The organism is Alcanivorax sp. 1008 (assembly GCF_020667895.1).
Classification (GTDB): Bacteria; Pseudomonadota; Gammaproteobacteria; order Pseudomonadales; family Alcanivoracaceae; genus PGZG01.
In genome coordinates this window covers 50,628-71,715 of sequence record NZ_JAFMPS010000005.1, presented here as the reverse complement: position 1 = coordinate 71,715, position 21,088 = coordinate 50,628, and the positions used below count along the sequence as shown (strand labels likewise).

Sequence of the window (21,088 nt, the reverse complement as noted above, 5' to 3'; positions counted from 1 at the left end):
GATGCACGCATCTGTACCCGTCCGCTTTGCGGACGGATCAAAGGAAATAACAGATCATCCTATATTCCTTCTTTCATCTGTACCCGTCCGCTTTGCGGACGGATCAAAGGACATACATATTCAATGAAATTAGTCATGAACGTCTGCACCCGTCCGCTTTGCGGACGGATCAAAGGGCAAAGTAAAAGTCCTGCAGTTCGGATAAACGTCTGCACCCGTCCGCCTTGCGGACGGATCAAAGGGCGCGAACTGTATGGTTCACGATTCGTAAACATCTGCACCCGTCCGCTTTGCGGACGGATCAAAGGGACACTAGGTAAGCATAGAAGGCCTGATATCATCTGTACCCGTCCGCTTTGCGGACGGATCAAAGGTCTGGAAGTCCCCCGGTGGCCAAACCAAACCATCTGTACCCGTCCGCTTTGCGGACGGATCAAAGGGAGTCGAAGATCCGGCAAATGATCAGGGCCTGTCTGAACCCGTCCGCTCCGCGGACGGCTGGGAGGTCTTAGGATTTCCTTTAACTTACCCGTCCGCTTTGCGGACGGATCAAAGGCCCGCCAGCACGACAAGGTCGGCATCTGAGCGTCTGCACCCGTCCGCCTGGCGGATGGAACCTCGAGCCTGGCTACCGCACCTCGCGGTGGCCAGCGCTCATTTTCCCGTTATACCAGCACTGACCACCACGGTCCGCCAGCCACACCCAACAAAAAACAGCCCCGACAGTGAGAATTTCAGGATAAAGCTATAAATTTTCAGGAGAACTTTATAAAAGCTGGCAGGGAAAGGTTATAACGCCAGGGATGGTGCGGATTCCCGCTGGATGAGGAGCCGGCTCCGGGACGCAAATGGCCGACTTTTACAAACTTGTCCTATAAATCGCGTTATAGACTTATGGTGTAACGGGGGAGTTATCCGCCAGCACCCTCTCCGATCCTTGCAGCAGTTTCTGCAATCCACAGCTGTGGTAGTGCAGCTGCTGTGAAGAAAGGCCGCGGGCAGAAACCGCCTTTCTAGCGGGGATACATGATTGCGCGCCGGAAAGCGCAGGGGTATCGAAGTTCGACCGGATGACCGCGATGTTATCTGGCCACTGTCACCGCAAGGGCGAGTGCGGCCACCATTGCAATAGCGCCTGCGGCCGCGGCCGCAGAAAGATTCTTGTCAAGGATTGCCAGCACGAAGATTGCTAAGAAAGTGATGATGATGATTAGCGGTACGGCAACCCTAAGAAGACGCATTCTGGATGCTCCGGCAAGGACAGGAGGGCATTATAGCTCATTCGGCGACGCTTATTTTGCGGGCCACCATTTATTATCCCGCCAGCACACTCCCCGATCCTTGCAGCAGTTTCTGCAATCCACACGACCAGCCTGGCCGACTCGTCACCGCACAAGAAATCCTGGCCTAATGGTGTTTTGCACAAATAATCTTTTCCGCGCACGGATTATCCACCCTGGCCACCGGATCACCAGGACGCCGGCAATCCCCGCTCGATCAGCCAGCAGACCACTCTCCGTTATACCAGCACTGACCACCAAGGCTCACCCCGCCTCAAGGCTAAGCCAGGCTTTATCCCCGACCCTCTGCCATGACCCTGTCCAAGTCACGCACGCACGTGCAAACAGGTCTGGGGTCACCCCCTTATCAGTAGGGGGCTCTCTACATTTTGGGGGAAACAAAACCGTATGGCATCTCTGTTTTCAGGCTGGCCCAATATGACAGTGGCTCATTATTTGATAAGTTACGGTGTCTAACTTATCAAATAATGAGCCACTCCTCTTAAATCGTCTAATTTATGATCAAACTAAATTGTATGCAGTAGAGCCAGATCCCCTGGGTGTTTTTGTTTTTCTGGGGCTTCCCCCAAGGGGTTTAGGGCAACCCCCACCACCGTAGGGGCTCCTCCACGATCCTGTCCCGGGAGGGGTGTCGGGAGAGCATTTTGGTAGGGGTAAAGGGGTTTATGGTGAGGGGTGGGTTGGGCGGGTCAGTGCTGGTATAACCGATATGGGGAGGACAGGGTTTAGGGTGGTACCCTGCCGTTGGGGAAGACGGTCAGTGCTGGTATAACCAAAAACCTCGCCCTCCCAACGGCATCCTCCTACAACCAGGCGCACCATAGGCTGACAGCCACACCCCGGGGATAGCCCCATCATGGTTGCCGACGCCGGCAGCGCCTCCCCAGGCGACCGATTGCCCGATCCACTCGCATGGAGTCTCCGACAACACGCGCCGGCGTCCCACCCCATGGGATTCCCCCGCCAGGTTAAGCCTCCCCCGCACCGTGGGGGCAGCCCCACCGGATCACCCGCCCAGGCACACCTCGATCGGGGGCAGCCGTTGAAACCATAAGTTGTCCGTTTTGGCCAAACTATGGTTTCAATGTCAGCATAGTCTGTCCTCTCAGTATGCCGCCGACCGGCGCTAATCAATAAAGTTGGTAAACAAAACACCCTGGAGGCAGCATTCCATCGCCACACACCACCACACAAAACAAAATAAAGTTGGTAAATCTCTTGCCCTGAACCCCCCCAAAACCCGGGTTGCTCTGGGATTAGAGGATTAAAAAGGGCCAATCTTTCGCCAGTTCATTTACCAACTTTATTGTCTATTTACTAACTTTATTGTTTGACTACACCGACTCGGAATGGGGACCATAGTCTGGCCGCGCCGCCCTAGAATATCCGCGTTAATGGCTGGCGGTCAGGGCGGCATACAGGGGACGAATTGCTCGCGGGCAACTACACTGGGAATTACTCAGCAGGAGACTGTCATGGCTACTGACGACAAGGCGCTTCAAAACATCAAAACGTATCTGGCCAACGCCCCCCTGCCGGATTTCTTTGAGGCCGAAGCCTACGATCACCTGACGGCACTGCAAGTCGCCAATCTCCCGTATCCAATGATCCCCTGGCCTTCTGAATCCGCCAAAGCCCCCGTAAGAGATGAAGAACAGGCATTCTTCGACGGCCTGACCCCGCTGCTTTTGGCTATTCGTAAAGACGAATACCCCGGCCTGCGCTCTCTGCTGCTTGAGGATGACCAGCTTCGCGGCTTCTTCATTGGCTGCCTGATCCGCTCAGTCTATGAGGAAGAGATTGCTGATTGGATAATGGCCACCCTGCCTATTGCAGAGGACCGGCTGGAAGATCTTAGGGAGTGGTGGGACGAAACTTCTGATGAAATCATCGAACATTACGCGAGCACTGAAGGCTTCCAGGTTGATCTGCAATGCCTGATTTGCCCCGGAGAGCCGCCAGGATCAACAAGAGCCTTTATCCTGATGCCCGAGGGGCGAGAGGAACCTTTCAGAGTTTGCGATCGAGTCATGTTCTTTAACCTTCACCCGATCGATGTGGCCATTTGCTTGGCATTCGATTTCAATACCCAGGTCATGGTGGTCTCGCATGAAGTAGACCATGGCCCCCGGCCCGACTCTCCGTACCACTTTAACGATGAACAGAACCATGACTACTTCTTGGCCTATTCCTGACCCGAGTTAAAGCGCATCTCCAGCATCACACCCCGCAGGCGTTAACCCTCATGCCGGAAAGCAACATTTCAAGGACTTTCTGGCAGACAACGACTTAACGGCCGTCTCTTGTAGGGCTGCGACACTGTGTGGCAGCCGGCCCCCACTCCGACTTGTGGACATCACCCTTAGGGCGCAGCCCCGCCAAATCAGCCAGGTAGAAGTACTCGCGATCGAAAGCATTGCAATCATTGATACGCAGGCTGGCCCGAAACCACTCACCGGCGGCCTCGTACTCCTTCAGGACGTACAGCGCGGTAGCAAGGATATACACAGCTCCCTTGAAATCTCGATTGTATCCCTCGTAAGTTTCCATTCTGCCGGCGACATAGTTTTCATCGTCCCCTTCAAGATCTTCTTTCCTTATCCCGAATGGCAGTATTTCTCTCATTGCACGCTCAAGCTGCTCTACTCGCCTCCGATTTGGTGAGCGCCCTGTTATATCCGCGTGGAGGTGAATCACCTCTGTGAGCGCGAAAATGTTCTCCGGTTGTCGCTGAATAAGCGCCTTCAGATACTGGTTGTACTGTTCGAAGGTTATCGAGCCTTCCTCCCAATACGCACTGCTCCTGTCTCGAAAGGTCCCCAATGCCCGCTCGCTTCGCAGAGACGGCCTGAACCGCCAGCCTTTCCGGCCTAGCAGGATGGTCTTCCCTGTCCCGCTGCTGGCTGTGTGGCTCATCTGGTTGGTGGTCCATGGATTGTACGCGAGCCGATCCGAGCTCGGATTCTCGGCAGTGAGGCGAAGCTGTTGCACAAGTTGTTCGTGATGAAAGCGCATCCCGCCATTAATGTTTGTCAGGTTGACCGCCTGCCTGAACAGGCGAACCTCCTGCTCCCATGGATGCAAACACTCGTCGGGCAGAAACCTCTCACCTTTCCCTGCCCAGGACGCCAGTGCCGACCAGGATTCGTAGCCCAGGATATATGCAGCCATCTCTTGGGCCTCTTCGAGAGACATCGGGTTGTTCTTGGTATTGAAATGCTCGTGGACCCGGCGTGCGGCCACCCTTGATTGGTCGATGCTGGGATGTCTGGTTTCAGTCATGATTGAGGTCTCTTGGCTTCGCTCCAGTGTGACGAGACAGCTGATATGATAACCGCATCCCACCACAATCTACGCGGGACAGTATCATGCCAAACACAGCCCCGGAACAGGAAAAAGCACGCATCGATCAGCGGCAGCAGTTGAAACCATAAGTTGTCCGTTTTGGCCAAACTATGGTGTCAATGTCACCATAGTTTGTCCGCGCAGCGTCGCGCTCGCGAAAACTGAAAGCATAGGTTGGCCGTTTGCCCAAAGTATGGTTTTAATTGGAACCATAATATGGCCGCACCGCTCTGCAGTTCCTCGTTGATGGCTGGCCAGGAGAGAATCATGACAAGCTACACCCTGATACCGGAAAAGCAGCGCTTCAAGGATTGCCTTATTACCGCGGCGGAGCGCGCCGGCGAAGAACGTGGCGAAGACAGCACCGTCCTCTGCTACCAAGATTTTCTGGATGATCTGATTGTCGGTATGCCCGTCGAACGTTTTCGTGAGGCCGTCCTGAATACACGCCTGTCCCTGCGGGCTGTACTCGATGAGCATGGTTCACCCAATGACCGCATCTGGCTGGCCGGCCAGCTCCCGACCCTGTCAGCGAGTCAACCCGCATTGCTGGCGGACTTCCGGGACCGATACCTCAAGGCCTGGTACCTGGCCGCCAGCAATCACGCCGGCGAAACCGGTGAGGAGTTTCATCAGGGAGATCTGAAGGACGCGATCCATGAGTCCCTTCTGGTAATGGGTGCCGACGAACTGATAGATGCGGTCGTGAGCACAAAGGCGTGCTTCTATGACACCCTCTCTGAATACGGCATGAACCATGCCGTCGACGACCTGGTGACAGGCCTAGAACGGGCCTCTGAAAAGGATGACGATGCTTGTCAGGCTGAAGATGACGAGCCCGACAGCTCCGCCAGCCTCAGTTTGTTCTGATTGCCGGACGGCGCCCTGAACCTCACTGTTCAGCGTTGGGTTCCAGTCTTTATTTGCGGCAGACATATTCCCACATATGCTCGCCGGCACTGCCTGGGATGACGTCTGTTCGAGCGTGATAGGCCACTCGCTCTTTTCTGGCGCCGGTTTCCAAATTCATATGCGTGACCTGCTTGAACTGCACTTGCCTGCTTTTACAGTAGAAGTCAGCCAGTCCCAGCGTTGCATTGTAGCTAAAGCCGCCGAGATCCTGCTCGATAATGTGATACTGATACGTCCACGCCGAAACGGGCTTGAATTCGCTGAATGCCAAACTTTCGTATTGATCAGGCCGCTGTATGCTCTTGCTGTCAACGTAAAACTCGGTATCGTCTGTCTCTGAGACCGCCTTCCACCGTTTGTCTAGCGCGATATTGTTCGGTGTATTCCCAAGCCAGACGTACGCCTTTTGATCGAGCCCTTTATCCATCATCAGCATGGCAAAATATGTACCCTTTTTGGGCGCTTCACCGCGAACGATCGATGCGTTGCCCAGCCCGCTACCTTTGTCTTCTAAGATCCATGGCTCTCTGTCCTCACCAATCACCGACTCGTACACGCCCACGGTAACGTCTCCGCGATCTACCCATGCTGATACTTCGAGTGATTGATAAGCGTCGGCTTGAAACGTCAAGAAAAAGATACGCCGTTCTCCAAACTCTTGGTCGCTTGTGATTTCCATTTCGTAAGCCTCGCCGTACTCGGCCTGCTGTGAGTGCATAAGGGACATCAGCATGAGCAAGTCCGTGGCCGAGAGCTCGTCATCTGGTGCCAGATCTGCCACTGACGGGAAGGCTTTCTGTGCGCTCAGATCCTGAATGCCAGCCGGCAGGAGCGTGACTGGGATCGCAAAGTTGATGTTTTGCGCTTCTTGGTAGGTCGAAACCACCACGCCGATTGCTTCGCCGGCATCGTTAAGCACGGGGCCGCCTGATGAGCCTGTTGAAATGGGGGCGGTGATTTGGATGAGCTGTTTGCCTTCGACTTCTCTGACTGCGGATACGATGCCGTTCGAGACCGTATTGCGAAAGCCCATTGGTGATCCGAAAGCCCAGACGGGCTCTCCGGTTCGTACATTCCCACCGGCCAAAGGGATGCCTTCGGCGGAGTTGCCGGGAAGAGGCAGGATTGCGATATCGTTCGTGTTATCTACGTGGAGGGCGTAAGCGGCCGTGCCGACATGCTCCCCGCCCTGGTCGTAGATGTCGACCCATTTGGCGTCAGCGACCACATGCGCATTAGTGATCACTGTTCCCTTATGGAGGAAGCCCGAGCCGAGCGTCGTCTCCCCCTCGCCCAGGTTGGCCTTAAGCTCGAATACGTATCGGAGCTGTGAGGCAGGGTCGTCAGCGACGCTGACAGGGGCACCACGCTTTGGGGATGTTGTTTCTGTGACCCCGCCAGATGAAGCGCACCCGCCGATCATCATGAAGGTAAAGATTAGCGTCAAAAGCCTGGTCATGTGACCCCCTGTGGATTTCTCTCTCGTACGTTTTGCCGGATTCCCGACAGAAAATCAAAAAAATTAGCGCGTGCCTCGGGGGGCGGGGACGGGCTTGGGGCGCGTCAGACGCGTCTACAACAAACGATCGCCGGATTTCAAAATGTATTCAAGCGCGCTCAAGGCAACTCTACCTAACGGCTGCTTCGGGGCTGCACGCTCGAGAAAATGGGGCCTTGGAAGATCGGGCTAAAAGGCGCATCGTAGGAGTACAAGGCCAATTTTCTGGCCGTTGACGGGAGCGACAATGAAATCAGCACTGCTTGGGGCTCTGGCCCTGCTTCTCAGTAGTGGCGCCATGGCAGGCGACTACCTCCACGGCTCGCCTGGGGCCTACAACAAGATTGGCAACACTACCTATGGCCCGAATGGCACATCCAATACCATCGGCAATACGACTTACAATTCCAATGGGGTCACCTCAAACAGGATTGGGAATACGACGTATGGCTCGGACGGCAGCACGTCGACACAGATCGGCAATACCCTGTACAACTCCGACGGATCCACTGTGAACCGCATCGGCAACACTACGTACGGGTCCGATGGAACGGTCTGCAACAAAATTGGCAGCACCACGTACTGCAACTGATCGTCAGGGGCGCTTGCGCCCCGCCCTCCTCTTCGGCGCCACAATCCCCCTATCTAGTACCCTAGACAGCACTCCCTATCTGGATTAAATCCGCATGCCCGGGACGATATCGTTCTCGTCCTCGTCCTTAGGGAAGATGGCGCGCGTTGACCTCCCTTCAATGTAGCGGTGAATACCCAGGTCCTTGATAAACTCCACGTCTTCCAGAATCTTCTGGTTCCTGACTCTGGTACGCTCCCCCAGCTCAGCCTCCATCGCCTGTTGGTCCTCTGGCAGAAGCGGCGTCGGCAGCGTTGCGCCATTATGCGTCGGCAGCACATCGCCAAGCACGAATATCGGCATGGCCGCCTGCACTACCTTGGTGTTGTCTCGACCACCGCGACCTATTGCCACATTCGCCCGCAACTGGGGGGCGACAGTCCTGACCTTGGCATAGTGAACGTCAGGCTCATCCAACACCCGCTCACGCGCCTCAAGCATTGCCCGTCTGGATGTGCCGTCATTGCGCAGTTTGGCGATCCGCGCATCGATCAAGGCAATCAGCTGCTCTGACGTCAGGGTCTTTACGTGCGGGGTCGACAGAACCCGCTGATAATTGACTGACTTCACCGGCTCAACGAAAGCCGGCAAATGTCGGTACATCTTCATCAGGTTGACCCGCGTCAGGCCGGCGTCGCCCAGCATCATTTGTAGCGCAGGATCACGCTTCAGGTTTAATCCGCTCAGCAGCTTCTCGCCCGTTTTGACGCTGAGCTCCGCTCGATAGCCCTGAATGTCATCCTGAAGGCGCTTCTTGGTGGTATTGATCCGCTCGACCCGGGCCATGGTCTCAGGATCGACAGCGCATATCCCTGGATACCGCTCAATCCGAGGGTTTTTGTGGGGGCCAAGCATGGCCCGTTGCTCAGGCGTCCGATCGTCGCGGTACCGAAAGTCCTGCAGCACCCAGTGAATCGTCGTCTTGACCGGCGCTTCGTTCGCGGTATAGAGCCAGCATCGCCGAGGGTCTAAAGCACGGACATCATCCGCCAACTGTTTGCTCTCATCGAGCAGGGACCTAATCAGCTTGAGAATATCGGCTTCCATATTGCCTCCCGTGAGAACGGAATTAATCGACCACCATGGAATGAGCAGACTCGTCATCCGCTAAAAGCACCTCGTGGCGCGCATCTTTCTCCGTGCCTATTTCAATAGACCGAAGGGCAGAGTCCATTACCTCGTCGCCATCAAGTAGAGCATGCGGTAGGCCAATCGCGTACTCGGCCTTTTCATGCAATTCATCGATCTCCTTCATGCGATCGAACTCTTCTTGAGTCATATACACGACATGCGTATCGATGCTGGTAACTTCCCGACTCACCTGGACGCGAATCTTGTCGTTGCTCATATCATCCTCACCGGAGATTGTTAGGGATTCATGCCGATTGGTGCCGCTTCCGGATCAAGCTCTTTATTGAGCTCGTTGGCGCGACTCACAACTCGTTCAAGTACTTCCGGCACCAGATCATCAAGAGCCTTCAAAATAGAAGGCGAAGCCAATCTGGCCTCCTCCTGACGGCGCAGCACCCCGATGGCATCTTGCAGCTCTCGGAATTGGGTGTACTGGTCCGACGGCAACTTGCCTCTATCAATCTGCCGGACTCGCTCGCGAAACATATCGCCTGCCAAATTTTCCAGCGCCAGTGCTGCCAGGTACCGCTGCGCATCAGCCTCGACATCAAGCGCGGAACGGAAATCTTCCTCCAGCGCTGTCATCCAGCATCGCATCGGCGATCGCCACCAGTCCTTGCCTACAGACTCGAGCGGCTTTACCACCCAGGGAGCATCTGCTGCCACAGCGAGCACCGGCGCGCCCATGTCATCCTCTTCACCAGTAAACCTCACCGTGAAGCCGGACTCGATTGAACGGCGAATGTCTTCGCTCGCTGCATCAGGGTGCGGGCGCACTGTTAGGCTTTGGCCTTTCCCACGAGACATTTCTACCGCGCGAGCCGAGGCGCCATGCGCAAATATCCAGTTTCTCCCACTAGGGAAATCGGCATCACGGGTGGTGTCGAAATAAAGCACCCGAGACGGGATCGTCGCGACCCGAAGCCCTTTCAACGCCAAATCGTCAGCACGCTCCACCCGCGTCACGGTCAGGACGTACGGCTCGTTCGAAACAACTTCAGCAACAGATATAGGGCTAAATGCTTTTTTGGGAGTAACACGCAGTCCATCGCCCACCCCCAAGAATAACCCTGGGCCCGACGATGCGGCCTGATTATGCCGACGCTCACGCGACCGACTCTGGTTGCCTTCCGTAACGCGATTATTCGGGCTACGCCCGGTCGTATTTGACATGAATCTTCCTAAGGTTCCGACTATCGGTTATGTGAATCACTGTACCATATCCTGGTGTTGCGTCCACTCAGGCGCCGGCGATACCTCTACATGAAATGCCAGATTAACGGCTTCTTTCAGCCGGCTCCGCCAGCCCGGGCATGTTGCATCCAGCGAGCCCAGCGCAGCGCGCATTTCTGTGCGCATATCTTCAGTGTTGCCGGTCAATATGATGTCTACCGCCCGACGGGTTTGATCTTCTATCGCAGCCGCCATCACCGAGCCAACAGGCCCACCCTGATCGGCGCGGCTGATGCCGAAGGCCATGGACTGCAGGCTCTTCTCGTACTGTTCGAGAACAGAAACGGGGAAGGACTGGAGGCACCTCAGCAGCCCGGTATTCTGATCAGCACTCGCCACGAGGTTCATGGTGCGGCTATCGAACTCGCCGAGTTCGTTGGTGCTGCGGCACGCAGACGAAAGCACTCCGCCCGGCACAGTTCGCTGATATATCTCCAACTCCGCGCCGGCGACCCATAACTTGAATGACCCAGGGCCACGAAGTGGGCGCCCCTCAGGTAGGTCCATCCTAAAAAACTCCTGAGCCTGGTCAATCATGCTGGTTTCGCAAACTTTGCAGTCGATCACACCACCATGCCAAAGCAGCTTGCGGATACCGGTCCCATCGAACAATTCGCAACATTCCTCCAACGCAGCAAGCTCCCGGCCGAACACCGGCGTGCCTTTGACACCGCTCTCTCCCGCTATCGAAACGTAATCCTTCATGTGCCCGGCGCCGATCGCGGCACCGAGCCAATCAACGTTTTTTCGAAGCCGACTAGCGAGCAGGCTCTGGATCTGCACCGTCTCGTAAATTCCAGTCAAAATCATCTCCGCCAGCACCGGGGTGTCCCGTGGGATTAGCGCGATCGGGGCTTCATCCAATATCTGATTCCAGTAAGGTCGCGGCATGAGCGGCTCAACCTCGACCTCCAGCAGGCACCGGGCATAATAGCCGGCAGCCGCCTCGAGGCTGTCGAATATGACCATCTCAAACTGATCGGCGTGCCCGTCTGATTCCAGCACCACCCACCGGTTCCTATCGGTGGAGCGAACGCCACGGAGTGATAGCCCTTGAGCGGTGGAGGACCCAGCATCGTGATAGACCATGACATTGCGAGACATCAGGGCGCGCGGTCTGTCATCCCACTCAAGCATCCACACCCGCCCCCCATCTCGATCCTCAAGGCGGACGGCGCCCGTTTCAAAAACTCTCTCGCCCATCGCGTCGAGAACAGACCTCAGCTCTGCCATCGTGTCGAGAGCAGACCGCAGCTCAGCACTGTTATGGCGCGACATTCCCACCCCCTGGCAGGGCCGACGACTCTGGCTGCGACACTGTCGCATCAATGCCGGCCATTGCTCGCAGCGGTGCGAATACCGGAAGGGGCTCGATCTCGTCAGTTCGGTCCGACAGGCCCAGGTTGAAGGCTATGTTCACTGTGTGGTTATACACATCCTCCGCCACTCGCCTGTTCCAGCTGTCACGGGCCTCTTCCAGTGCGATGAGCGCCAGATCAAGATCTACTCCCTGTTCCTGCAGCCAGGCGACTGCTGCATAAAAGCTCTTGAGATCCTGATCTTGAGTAGCAAGTTCATCAATCACAGCGGCAATGCTCGATGAGAAGATAGCCAGAAACAATGACCCCACGTCCGCCGGATTCACTGCGCGAAATTTTTCAACGGCAGAGCCGATTGCGGTGGCCTTCGTTATCACCACGCCATCCCTGATCTCTACCAGATACCGACGACGGCCAAGCAAGGCCAGTCTGTTTTCCGCGTATGTGAGCCCTGTGTCCACCCGGCAGGGTATGCTCCTGCCCAGATGCACCACCTCGCAGAGCTCATTGTCCAGGGCGCTTTGGGTGACGGTGCCGCCGTATATATGCCGAATAACCACGCCTTGTTCGGCTTTGGCTGAGGCTGGCTCGGTCATCATCTGCAGGCCATACCTGGCAAGCTGTTCCGTGACATCTAGGGCGATTAATTTTGTCGCAGCAACCAGCCTGATGCCTTCGCGCGTGTCGAGTCGATTCAGGTTTTGCCTGGCATACCGAGTCCCGGCATATATCTCCTGAAAGACCTCCTGAATCCTCATCGTTTTCATGCCGATGATATTTTCTGCTAAATCTTTATCAAACGTGCCATCTTTGACTAGCGGCTGCGCCACCCAGATGCCATCGCTCATCCGGCTGACCTTCATAGCTTGCTTGGCCCCATCGGTACTTTTCAGCACTGCAGCGTAGAACCCTCCTCCCTTGAGAGGGAAAAGATCCGGCGGCTGGAACATATCTTCTTTCGATCTGGCAATGTAGGTGCCGTTGTATCGATGCTCCCACTCGCACTCGCCCACCATAATCCTAGTCGGCCAATCCGGATTTGCCGGTGTTTTGATATCCGCCCAGCTCATGGCATCACTCCTGCAGAAGCAATGTTCTCGTCGTCACTCCGGGCCGATTGCTGCCAATGCTGGCTGACAATATCTGCGCTAATTTCTGAGGCCATCCGCTTCGACATCGACGCGCCCGTTATGGCGGCGGCGCCCAGGACGGCATCCTTTATGGCCGCGGAAACCAGTTTGGCGCTGCGCGGGTCTGTGTAGCCGATTGTCTGAGCCACCCATCGAACCATCTCGAACCCTACGCGAATGCGTGCCCAAAGGTTAATCGCCTTTGACATTGCATCAATCTCAAGCGCGGACCTGAGATCGTTGGTCACCACGCTTACGCTCTGCCATCCGCCTAGTCCCTCAGCATCAGGGGTCATAACTTTGACCCACGCCTCATTATCCTCTGTCGACCACGTTGGCTCGCTCCCGAAAATAAATTCCGGAGGCTCTGGAAAACTGTTGCTCGAACGAAACGATCTCTCAAACGGAACATCGCCGAACAAACCGGGATAACAGTCGTCATGCGCATCATCATTTTCCAATCTTGCCGTCAGCTCATCCAGCCTTGGCATGCCGCCCTGCCACCACGCCCTGACAGATTCCATGACAGCCCGCCCGGCGGCCGCATTAAACGAATCTCGCATGTAGCTCTCCGCGAGAGTGGCCCGACCTTCGGTCAGCGCAAGACTGCGGCGCTTTTTGGCGGCATTGCCGATTTTCTTGCCGGCATCCGCGGCGATCGTGTCTTTAATCAAAAGGTCATGGATTCTGAGGGCCATGTCTTGCCTGCTGAGGCTGCTACTCATCTTCTCAGATGCCGAGCCAGGGTCTACTCTGTTGCCCATGTAGGCGAACCATACCTCGCCTCCTCCGGCAGAGGATCGACGTCGCGCCTTGGCCTCCAACTCGCCTTTATCGATGGCCACCACCTTCATTCCTGGGTTGGAAAACGCGACATTCATCGATGAGCATTTTTTTTCCAGCAACGCGAAAGGGGCTCCATCCAGCCCGGCAGCGCGCAAAAGCGCCTGGGTCTCCTCCTGCCTGGAGGCGGCCTCCGATGGTCCTTGCTTATGGCTTGCTGCTGGCACTGTGATTGTCCTCTTCACTTCTCTCGGCGTTAGACTTGTCCCGATTACGTTTCGTAATTTCCATAGCAATGCCACTGGCGTCCCATACTGACATTGCGCGACCTGAAAGCGCCGCGGCACCACGAATGCCGGCAGTAATCCCTGCCATCACAAGCGCTCCACTGCGAATGTCATCAGGCCCGATAGCCTCGGCAACCCAATGAAACATCTCAAATCCGATCCGAATATCCAGCCACAGCGCCATGGCCTGCCCGGTCGCTTTGACTTCCAAGGCAGCACGATGGTCCGCAACATGCACCATCTCCGTTTGCCAGCCAGGCGCTCCATTGGTGGCCGGAGCCTTGATATCGCACACCCAGAGCGTGTCTGCTTCATTTCTGGTTATTTTTGCCCTCAAATCCTTGGCCGGCATACCCTGCCGGCATTCGCCCTCCCTCATTACCTGCTTCGCATGGACACATCCGAACAGAGTTGGATAAGGCACATCCCACTGGGCCGCCTTTCTGGACACCGCCTCTGAAACCATTGCGTCAAGCCTGGAACCCGCCCCGGAATGCCATCCCTCAATAGCCTCGACAACCGCACGAGAGGCGCCCAGCATGATCGAATCTCTTTGATAAGAATCCGCCATGGCGGCCTTGTTTTCGAAGAGATAAAGCGCAGCACGCCTGCGCGCATTGGCCCCCATAATGGCGCCGACTTCATAGTTGTTACGAGTCCCTGTGACAACGTTTTTCAGTACGACACCGAGTTCATTTTGAGAGGACGCTATAAACACTGTTCCAATGGCTGACGCCTCGACCCCTTCCCTTTGCAAATACCCAATCCAGATTTCTTGCGCAGCAACGACAACAGGGGGTTCTAGCTTGGCCGCCAGTTCTTGCGTCTGTACCACCGCCACCTTCATGCCTGGATTCGAGAAGGCAACCTTCATGCTCGGGCAGATCTTTCGCATCTCCTCGAAAGGTTTGTCCAGCAGCCCGGTTCTGGTTAGCAGTAATTGAAGGCCGGCCCGCCTGGATATGGCCTCAGCGGACTGAGCCTCATGGCACAGGATTGACATGATAATCATCCCCCATATCGCGCTCTGGCATCGTCGCCGCGCCGAGCAGCTTGGCTTGCCAGGGAATGCCGAGCTCTACAGACAGGTCCGCCAGCCGGTCCGCAGCACTTTTTCTTGTGGCGGCAATCTGCTCTTCGATCCACCACTGATAGATGGATGTTTTTTCCTGGCCATATACCTGTCGAATCACACCCGCCATGGCCTCACCATACGCCCGCAATGTGTCCGTCTGATCCGCCAGCATTCCGACCAGCGAAGACATCGCCCTTGCCGTCATCGCGGGGATGAGCCGCTCTGTGTCTTCGATATTCAGAGGACACACGCTAATCGCTACGCATTCAGAATCTGGATGAAACGACTGAATTTCAATGCTTGCCGTTTTAGGGCTGAGCGTAATCGCGCCAAGCGATTTTTTGTCCGGCGAGGAGGGTAGTTTGAACCCCATATCGACGATATAAGCCGGTGCAGTCCATGATTGCGCTCCGATGGGTATCTGTACCAGCTCATCTGATTGCCATGGGCTCTCAAGGCATGTATCGCGATGTGTCTGCCCCGGGATCATTGCAGGCAGATTCTGGTATCTGGCGCGCGCATCCCTGGAGTACAGGGCATCATCTATAGCCTGCAAAACCGCATCCATCAACGTTCTGTGAAAACGGTTCTCGTTGTAAATCCAGGCGATCTCCGATCTGGTTTCCGCTTCCGCCATGGACTCGTAGTATTCGTGGCCAATGTAGTAGTTCCGGATCGCCCGAAGGGTGTCCTGAAGATATTGAAAGCCCTCTCGCCTTAGAAGTGGCTCAGCGTGACAGATGGCGTGCTGCTCGAAATCCATTTTGTCCTCATCCTGAGGGAAGGCCACCCATCTCCCAGCGGCCATATACACGTACATCACTCTCTCTCGGCCAAGAGAGGGGTCTAGCCACGCTGCGTGATACCGGTCTGGCCCGGTGCGACGAAACACCCGGGGAAACTGCTGCACGCCTTCCAGCTCAGATACGGGCTGGCTCTCCATGATGCCGCTTTTGAAAGTACGCCAGGTGAGCCCCGCCCACCGAATCTCACCCGCCGGGGCATCAAGATCAACGCCAGTGGACTCCATAAAGCTGCTCATGGCGCCACCACCGGGTCATTTTTCATATCCTGCTCGGCTGGCCTACGCCCAGGAAGATCGTCAATAGGGACTCGCTTCGACGCATCGAATATCGCCTGGACTTGGCTTGCCTGAATCAAATCTCCCTCTCCAAGCCCAAGCCTCAGAAGCATTGAGTTGGCGGCGTCTATTACTTTTCTCAATGGGGAGCGTGGAAGAGACGCTCGGCCGAATGCGTTCTCGATGCTGATCGCCAGCATTGTGAGGTCAAGGAATGCTTTCCATTCCTGCCACGCCACTCTCGCGCAGGCATCACTGTATAGATCAATGGCATCCCATGGACTGGACAGCTCTGCATAGGAGGCTTCATTCCGGAACGGGCTTTTGCATGACCTCTCATCGAGAGTTTTGGTCATGGCAACCCGATAGATGGCTCCCACATCACCCTTTGCCAGATCAATCTTAATGGCTACGGCTGACCGATCGCCCGAGGTGATCTCGCTTCCCGCATGTGAAAAGACAACCGGACCAAATAACGTCTGCCGAACTGATTCGGCGGGATAGCCACCCCTTGAATCAATCCTCGAAAAAAGATGAGCATGATTGGAACCTGGCCTGCCAGAGGCGACATCCACAGCCCAATCCACAACCTGTTGGCGCAGCCACTTGGCGACCAGCGCATTTCGCATGTTTTTGTGATAATCGAGCGAGGCGAGTAACTTCGTCGACATAGCCTCTCCCGCCTCCATTCCGGCAGGGTCGAAAATTTCATTCGTTCCCCACAGCAGGCGGTCGAGCGGCTGCGCCATTCTGCTTGTCGAAAATTTCAGACGCTCTGAAACGGCATCAGTAATTTCACGAGTGTTACGGGCCAACACCCATGTCATTGAAGAAGATCTTTCGCCGGGTCTAAATGTCGAGCGAAACGGCTTTTCGATGTAGATGTAGACCGGCCCTTTCATGCCGGTTCGCTCGGGAAGCACCTTCTGGATATCAAACACACCAATGCATCCCGCTTCGCAACTACCCAGGACATCAACAAGTGCAGATGGCTGAACCTCTGTATGGCGCCTATACAGGACTATCGGAGACAACTTCTTGGTATGTTCGAAGGAATATTTCGGGAGCCATTTATCCGGCGGTTCTGGCTCGAAAAAAATTGCCGAGGCGATTTTGTCGCGATGCACAACCAGATCCCGAATTTGCATGGCTGTCAGCTCGATATCCGTCACAGACAGCCCCCTGCCGGCATCGGCTTTGCCTGATCACGGATTTGTTCAGCAGCAGCAGTCAGCCAGGATTCAACGTCAGGCAAGCCTCGGCGCTCATTTTCAGGGATGGTGTATTCTCGGGCAGTGCCATTTGCCATCAGCCCAGTCCTGATCATGGCTATACACCGCTGAACCCGGTTATGTACCCCCTTAATTAGCTGGTCCCTCCCCTCAGCGAGGTATGGCGCTAACTGATAGGTGCCATCGAGCAGTGACCTGAGCTCGTCCCAGAGAATTTCTGCGTGGCGCCCGATTATCAGTCGCTGCGCGTCTTCGCCAGTAACAGTGGAGGCGCCCACAAGATACTGATGACCTCCATCAACATGGCCAACCTCGGCAACCGTCATGGGGACATCAATGTCAAAGAACGGTTGTGATGGCTTCTTGTGCCACTCAATCCTTGACGCGCTGTCGTAGCAGCACTTTATTGCGTCATGCGTTCGCGCGATGACCGGCACCGCCCCAACGCAGGTGTTTAACACGTATTCGCTGCCTGTCTTCCACTCTGCCGCCTTTACGTCGACCGTAGGATGAACATCCTGTCCGCCAGCATCCATCCACTGTTGAACACGATCCGCCAGCCATTTTGCCCTGACCGGTGCCAGCGCAGAGTTCAAGTACCTGACTTGCTGCCGTAGCCGATCAGAAACATCAATAGAAATCCTGTCTTCCCCGTGCAATACAGCCTTCGCAAGCTGGGTGGACCTGTCCCCACCTAACAATCGCACTGCTGCTGCTGTGATCGCGAGTTCGACATTCTCAAAATAAGCACCATAGACCCAGTCTCGTGCCTTTAACTTGATCTCCTCCGAGCGGCGGTCAAGATATAGAGCGGGCGGGACTGCGTTGTTTATATCTCCTTCGAACCCAGGAATCTTGGCCGGGTCGATCTGCAGAATCAGGAAGAACTCATTGGACATGAGGACGCTTTCAGGCATGCGCGGCACCCATTGGTTGCCACGCAAACCGAGCCTGACTGTCTCATTATGAAAAAGATCCAGATTGACGTGGATATCGTCGCCCATTACCGGCGAATCAATAAACGCTAACGTCGGATTGGTGCCCTCTGATTGCAGCGCCTTGATCTGCTCAACAGGACTCCGGCCATTGCCGGCCATGGCTAAATCTGGCCTTCCACCAACACAGGGCTTTCCCCGGCCTCATGGGCGGGCACCAGGCCTGATGAGGTGACAGCCATGGCAACCCCCACCTCGAAGTCGCCCCCTGCGGTAAGGGTGTACAGCAGCTGGCCGTCATCCCCACGCAGGGAAAACACTGACCGGTTGCCGAGCGTTACGGTGCCACCAGGGCCTCGCTGGGTGCAGATGCAGTCATCCCCGGCGGTTTGAGTGGACCCCTGGCCTGCCATCAGAGTCGCCCGATTGCCGGCGGTCTGCTTGGCAAACTCCATGGCCACCAAGTGGCAGTCATCCCCGGCTCGTTGGACGGCCTGGTTGCCGGCCCGCATTACTGCGAAATGCCCGGCAGTCTGGCGAGCCTGATCACCGGCGTCCTGCACCGCGTAATGGCTGGCCTCCTGCACGACGACACCACGTTTGCCGATTTGGACGGCATGCTGGCCGCCCTTCTGGGTTCCCTGCTCGATCACCTGCACAGACTCGGACCCGGCAACCTGCTCGCCAGATACCAGCGTGGAGACAGCGCCAGCACCAAGCGTGTGAGTGCCACTCAGGCCTGACACCACTGCGCCAGGCACATCGGCATCGACCACCCCGTCGCGACCATGGATGACGCGGCATTGCTCAGTAGCGGTAACGCTGACGCCGTCGGCGCCGAAGCAGGACACGTCGGTGCCGCGGACAACGCCCTTGTCCTTGGATGACACCATGAGGGCGGAGCCTTCTACCTGGGCAGACTCCTGCAGATCTACCTGTGCACGCTCATTATCGGTGGGGATCACGGTCAGCGAGCACTGGGCTCCAACCTTGATGTGCCCGGCTCCTTTGACTTGCGCCGGCACGCCGCCGATAGCCGCGCCAGCGCCTTCAGCCAGCGCCTCAAGGTCGACCAGCGCCTTCCCAACGGCTGCGCACTCGATACTGATGCTGTGCGGTCCGCCATTGTCTGTTCGGATGGCCGCCGGCACGCTATACACCGGCGAATCGCCCATGGTAATGACCTTTTCGGCCTTGGGGATGGTAATGGTGTCGGTGTAACCCTGCATCATCAGGTCGGCAAACAGCTCCGCCAGCGGCCGGGCGGTAGCGATAATCGTCCCCTCGGACGCCTTGATCTGGAAGGAGCCTTCCGCCAGCTTGCTGGTGCCTGATTTGGTGTGATCTTCGGCATCAAGGATCTTCGACCGCGGCACCAATACCAGCGTGCCGATTTCAGCGGTCAACATGCAGGCATTGGTGGGCAGCAGTCCTTCGAAATCCTCAAGCATGCCTCTCTTGCCCACCGCTACGGGCGCACCGGTGAGCGCGCTCAACACTTGGCCGCCGGAGGACACTGTCAGCGGAATAATCAGCGGGATCACATCTGCGGTAGCCAGATGGGCGGGCAGCAGGGGATTTTCTTTCTCAGACATGGGCGGCTCCTAACGGTGGCTTTTACCTTATATCCCGTATGATATACTCTACACGGGACTTAGACAACGGAATGGCCATGGACACCCATCGCGACATCCTGCCAATCAGGGCTTTCGACCGATTCTCTGGGGCTGGCAAGGCCTTGCCTCAGGCGCTCAGGACTCTGAGCATGGAGCTCGGCCTCCCGGGTGGCAGCCGCATTTGCGTGATTTCGCGCGCAACCGGCGAGCGACGGGGTATTCGTGGCCGGCATGCTCGGTTATGGAAGGGATACTCAAAAGAGATCGGTCCGGCCCTGCATCACGCCTTTGGTGATGCGATCTCCTGGGAGCCCGCCACCCACTCGCATCATCTTGACGCTACCGCCTATGACCGCCAGCAGCTGACTACCGTGTTGGGGCCGCATTATTCCCACCTGGTGTTCGAGGATCTGGATGAAGGTGTCGCCACGGTGATTGTTACCGGTGCGCAGCTGGGCCTGACCATGTACGAGAATTTGCCGCCGGCGAAACCGGTTCTGTTCTCGGCAGCCCTGCAATATCCCAAGTGGGTGGTCATTGGCGAAATCACAGCTGCAGTTGCAGGCGCGGCCAGGCTCGACAAGCGCCACACGGTCCTGCAAACGCTTGTGTTCTCCGTCCCACCTTCGGTGCTGAACAAAGATCGAGGGGAGCCAGCCGGCCGGCTGTCCGAGCCGCGCTATTGGGATATCGCTCGCCTGGCACCTACCTCCCGGTTCGCTACCCGGCTACCACTGCTTCTGGTCAAGCTGATTGTTTCCTCTGGCGGCCCTCGAATCGCCACCTACAATCCGCTCACCAAAGAGGCTGTCCTGCGCGTCAAGTCTGATCCGGGCCTGGCCAGGCAGGTTGAACGTGACTACATCGCGAGCCAGCGCGCGATCGGCACCGTCCTCATCCACGCCGAATAATGGTGACATCCATGACCGACCGCCCAGAATCCAGAATCGCCGTTTGCCTTGATACGCTGGGCCTTGACCAGATCGAGCAGCTCATTATCGAGATGAAGGAGAAGCTCGACGCCCGGGATCCGTTTCATACCGGCGAATCCGACATTGATTGCCTGATGGGCAAGGCGGTCACACTCAGGGAAGCGAGTAAGCATTTCCCCCAGGGCGCCTGGCAGCGGGATCATTTTTTGTGCCTGACAGATTGCAACGGCGCCTGGCGGCTTGCCGTGGTTGCACGCCCGGATCCTGCCGTCACCCCGGCGGATGGAGCGGACGCTGTCATGGGGGAGCTGTGCGTGCTATCACTCAACGACATGCGCGACAGAATCGATCACCTCAGCGACAAGCATAACTGGTGGAAACCGATTCGGCTGGAACAGGAAATCGAACATCGTGGCAAAACATTCCGCGTCACCGTATTCGAGTCATCTGAGGAATCGGATGAGCTGAACTTCCAGGTGCACGCTTTGAATGGTGACCGGTGGCAGCTGATGGGCAACACGCTCGATGACCTTCGACGTCACGGCCTGCAGTCTGAAATCAATCGATTGAAAGATGACCTGCTGGCTCGCAAGCAAGCCAGGATTCACGATGATAGCCCTGCGAGTGATGCCAGCTTCTCACCGTGA

At 56.4% G+C, this 21,088-nt stretch carries 19 protein-coding genes and 1 CRISPR repeat array (1 of these 20 running past the window's edge); of the genes, 5 read left to right on the top strand and 14 right to left on the bottom strand.

What is annotated here, in order from left to right; translation table 11 throughout:
* A CRISPR array of direct repeats spans positions 1 to 622; the repeat unit is 29 nt; unit sequence ACCCGTCCGCTTTGCGGACGGATCAAAGG (it extends 58 nt beyond the left edge of the window).
* 460 nt (positions 623 to 1,082) lie between these two features.
* Positions 1,083 to 1,241 (bottom strand): hypothetical protein, encoded by a 159-nt coding sequence (locus tag J1C54_RS08030; RefSeq protein ID WP_229146278.1) that lies wholly within the window; start codon positions 1,239 to 1,241, stop codon positions 1,083 to 1,085.
* Between the two features lie 1,535 nt (positions 1,242 to 2,776).
* Here J1C54_RS08030 and J1C54_RS08025 point away from each other — a divergent pair.
* Entirely contained in the window at positions 2,777 to 3,496 is a 720-nt protein-coding gene (locus tag J1C54_RS08025) for a hypothetical protein (RefSeq protein WP_229146277.1), read from the top strand.
* 94 nt (positions 3,497 to 3,590) lie between these two features.
* Here J1C54_RS08025 and J1C54_RS08020 read toward each other — a convergent pair whose 3' ends face one another.
* The gene (locus J1C54_RS08020) at positions 3,591 to 4,583 is read right to left on the bottom strand and encodes a hypothetical protein (protein WP_229146276.1); all 993 of its coding nucleotides are present in this window, start codon (positions 4,581 to 4,583) and stop codon (positions 3,591 to 3,593) included.
* A 330-nt stretch (positions 4,584 to 4,913) separates the two neighbouring features.
* Here J1C54_RS08020 and J1C54_RS08015 point away from each other — a divergent pair, with 330 nt between their 5' ends.
* Entirely contained in the window at positions 4,914 to 5,516 is a 603-nt protein-coding gene (locus J1C54_RS08015; RefSeq protein ID WP_229146275.1) for a hypothetical protein, read from the top strand.
* Positions 5,517 to 5,565: 49 nt separating this feature from the next.
* Here the strand turns inward: J1C54_RS08015 and J1C54_RS08010 are convergent, their stop codons facing one another.
* Complete coding sequence (locus tag J1C54_RS08010) at positions 5,566 to 7,017, bottom strand: S1C family serine protease (protein ID WP_229146274.1); 1,452 nt, start codon at positions 7,015 to 7,017, stop codon at positions 5,566 to 5,568.
* 286 nt (positions 7,018 to 7,303) lie between these two features.
* Between J1C54_RS08010 and J1C54_RS08005 the strand changes: the two genes are divergently transcribed.
* Positions 7,304 to 7,648 carry a hypothetical protein gene (locus J1C54_RS08005; protein WP_229146273.1) on the top strand — a complete coding sequence of 115 codons (345 nt, stop codon included), beginning with the start codon at positions 7,304 to 7,306 and terminating at the stop codon, positions 7,646 to 7,648.
* An 84-nt stretch (positions 7,649 to 7,732) separates the two neighbouring features.
* Here J1C54_RS08005 and J1C54_RS08000 read toward each other — a convergent pair whose 3' ends face one another.
* The 11 genes from J1C54_RS08000 to J1C54_RS07950 form a co-directional block, all read right to left on the bottom strand.
* Positions 7,733 to 8,734 carry a hypothetical protein gene (locus tag J1C54_RS08000; RefSeq protein WP_229146272.1) on the bottom strand — a complete coding sequence of 334 codons (1,002 nt, stop codon included), beginning with the start codon at positions 8,732 to 8,734 and terminating at the stop codon, positions 7,733 to 7,735.
* 22 nt (positions 8,735 to 8,756) lie between these two features.
* Complete coding sequence (locus tag J1C54_RS07995) at positions 8,757 to 9,035, bottom strand: hypothetical protein (protein WP_229146271.1); 279 nt, start codon at positions 9,033 to 9,035, stop codon at positions 8,757 to 8,759.
* A gap of 20 nt (positions 9,036 to 9,055) precedes the next feature.
* Entirely contained in the window at positions 9,056 to 9,991 is a 936-nt protein-coding gene (locus J1C54_RS07990) for a hypothetical protein (protein WP_229146270.1), read from the bottom strand.
* A 36-nt stretch (positions 9,992 to 10,027) separates the two neighbouring features.
* The gene (locus tag J1C54_RS07985; RefSeq protein WP_229146269.1) at positions 10,028 to 11,329 is read right to left on the bottom strand and encodes a hypothetical protein; all 1,302 of its coding nucleotides are present in this window, start codon (positions 11,327 to 11,329) and stop codon (positions 10,028 to 10,030) included.
* Entirely contained in the window at positions 11,316 to 12,440 is a 1,125-nt protein-coding gene (locus tag J1C54_RS07980; protein ID WP_229146268.1) for a hypothetical protein, read from the bottom strand. The genes J1C54_RS07985 and J1C54_RS07980 overlap by 14 nt, the downstream gene beginning before the upstream one ends.
* A complete protein-coding gene (locus J1C54_RS07975; RefSeq protein ID WP_229146267.1) occupies positions 12,437 to 13,510 on the bottom strand; it encodes a hypothetical protein in 1,074 nt (357 codons plus the stop codon). Before J1C54_RS07975 ends, J1C54_RS07980 begins: the two co-directional genes overlap by 4 nt.
* A complete protein-coding gene (locus J1C54_RS07970) occupies positions 13,491 to 14,444 on the bottom strand; it encodes a hypothetical protein (RefSeq protein ID WP_229146266.1) in 954 nt (317 codons plus the stop codon). The genes J1C54_RS07975 and J1C54_RS07970 overlap by 20 nt, the downstream gene beginning before the upstream one ends.
* 109 nt (positions 14,445 to 14,553) lie before the next feature.
* Complete coding sequence (locus tag J1C54_RS07965) at positions 14,554 to 15,687, bottom strand: hypothetical protein (RefSeq protein WP_229146265.1); 1,134 nt, start codon at positions 15,685 to 15,687, stop codon at positions 14,554 to 14,556.
* The gene (locus tag J1C54_RS07960) at positions 15,684 to 16,898 is read right to left on the bottom strand and encodes a hypothetical protein (protein WP_229146264.1); all 1,215 of its coding nucleotides are present in this window, start codon (positions 16,896 to 16,898) and stop codon (positions 15,684 to 15,686) included. The genes J1C54_RS07965 and J1C54_RS07960 overlap by 4 nt, the downstream gene beginning before the upstream one ends.
* A complete protein-coding gene (locus J1C54_RS07955; RefSeq protein ID WP_229146263.1) occupies positions 16,895 to 18,055 on the bottom strand; it encodes a hypothetical protein in 1,161 nt (386 codons plus the stop codon). Before J1C54_RS07955 ends, J1C54_RS07960 begins: the two co-directional genes overlap by 4 nt.
* A gap of 2 nt (positions 18,056 to 18,057) precedes the next feature.
* Positions 18,058 to 19,488: a hypothetical protein gene (locus J1C54_RS07950; RefSeq protein WP_229146262.1), complete on the bottom strand. Its 1,431-nt coding sequence runs from the start codon at positions 19,486 to 19,488 to the stop codon at positions 18,058 to 18,060.
* 77 nt (positions 19,489 to 19,565) lie between these two features.
* Here J1C54_RS07950 and J1C54_RS07945 point away from each other — a divergent pair, with 77 nt between their 5' ends.
* Positions 19,566 to 20,420, top strand: a complete 855-nt coding sequence (locus J1C54_RS07945; RefSeq protein ID WP_229146261.1) for a hypothetical protein — start codon at positions 19,566 to 19,568, stop codon at positions 20,418 to 20,420.
* A gap of 11 nt (positions 20,421 to 20,431) precedes the next feature.
* Complete coding sequence (locus tag J1C54_RS07940; protein WP_229146260.1) at positions 20,432 to 21,088, top strand: hypothetical protein; 657 nt, start codon at positions 20,432 to 20,434, stop codon at positions 21,086 to 21,088.

What these genes read in the sequence shown, in the direction of transcription:
- J1C54_RS08030 (WP_229146278.1), bottom strand. Translation starts at nt 1,241, where the DNA reads ATGCGTCTTCTTAGGGTTGCCGTACCGCTAATCATCATCATCACTTTC.
- J1C54_RS08025 (WP_229146277.1), top strand. Translation starts at nt 2,777, where the DNA reads ATGGCTACTGACGACAAGGCGCTTCAAAACATCAAAACGTATCTGGCC.
- J1C54_RS08020 (WP_229146276.1), bottom strand. Translation starts at nt 4,583, where the DNA reads ATGACTGAAACCAGACATCCCAGCATCGACCAATCAAGGGTGGCCGCA.
- J1C54_RS08015 (WP_229146275.1), top strand. Translation starts at nt 4,914, where the DNA reads ATGACAAGCTACACCCTGATACCGGAAAAGCAGCGCTTCAAGGATTGC.
- J1C54_RS08010 (WP_229146274.1), bottom strand. Translation starts at nt 7,017, where the DNA reads ATGACCAGGCTTTTGACGCTAATCTTTACCTTCATGATGATCGGCGGG.
- J1C54_RS08005 (WP_229146273.1), top strand. Translation starts at nt 7,304, where the DNA reads ATGAAATCAGCACTGCTTGGGGCTCTGGCCCTGCTTCTCAGTAGTGGC.
- J1C54_RS08000 (WP_229146272.1), bottom strand. Translation starts at nt 8,734, where the DNA reads ATGGAAGCCGATATTCTCAAGCTGATTAGGTCCCTGCTCGATGAGAGC.
- J1C54_RS07995 (WP_229146271.1), bottom strand. Translation starts at nt 9,035, where the DNA reads ATGAGCAACGACAAGATTCGCGTCCAGGTGAGTCGGGAAGTTACCAGC.
- J1C54_RS07990 (WP_229146270.1), bottom strand. Translation starts at nt 9,991, where the DNA reads ATGTCAAATACGACCGGGCGTAGCCCGAATAATCGCGTTACGGAAGGC.
- J1C54_RS07985 (WP_229146269.1), bottom strand. Translation starts at nt 11,329, where the DNA reads ATGTCGCGCCATAACAGTGCTGAGCTGCGGTCTGCTCTCGACACGATG.
- J1C54_RS07980 (WP_229146268.1), bottom strand. Translation starts at nt 12,440, where the DNA reads ATGAGCTGGGCGGATATCAAAACACCGGCAAATCCGGATTGGCCGACT.
- J1C54_RS07970 (WP_229146266.1), bottom strand. Translation starts at nt 14,444, where the DNA reads ATGAAGGTTGCCTTCTCGAATCCAGGCATGAAGGTGGCGGTGGTACAG.
- J1C54_RS07965 (WP_229146265.1), bottom strand. Translation starts at nt 15,687, where the DNA reads ATGAGCAGCTTTATGGAGTCCACTGGCGTTGATCTTGATGCCCCGGCG.
- J1C54_RS07955 (WP_229146263.1), bottom strand. Translation starts at nt 18,055, where the DNA reads ATGGCCGGCAATGGCCGGAGTCCTGTTGAGCAGATCAAGGCGCTGCAA.
- J1C54_RS07950 (WP_229146262.1), bottom strand. Translation starts at nt 19,488, where the DNA reads ATGTCTGAGAAAGAAAATCCCCTGCTGCCCGCCCATCTGGCTACCGCA.
- J1C54_RS07945 (WP_229146261.1), top strand. Translation starts at nt 19,566, where the DNA reads ATGGACACCCATCGCGACATCCTGCCAATCAGGGCTTTCGACCGATTC.
- J1C54_RS07940 (WP_229146260.1), top strand. Translation starts at nt 20,432, where the DNA reads ATGACCGACCGCCCAGAATCCAGAATCGCCGTTTGCCTTGATACGCTG.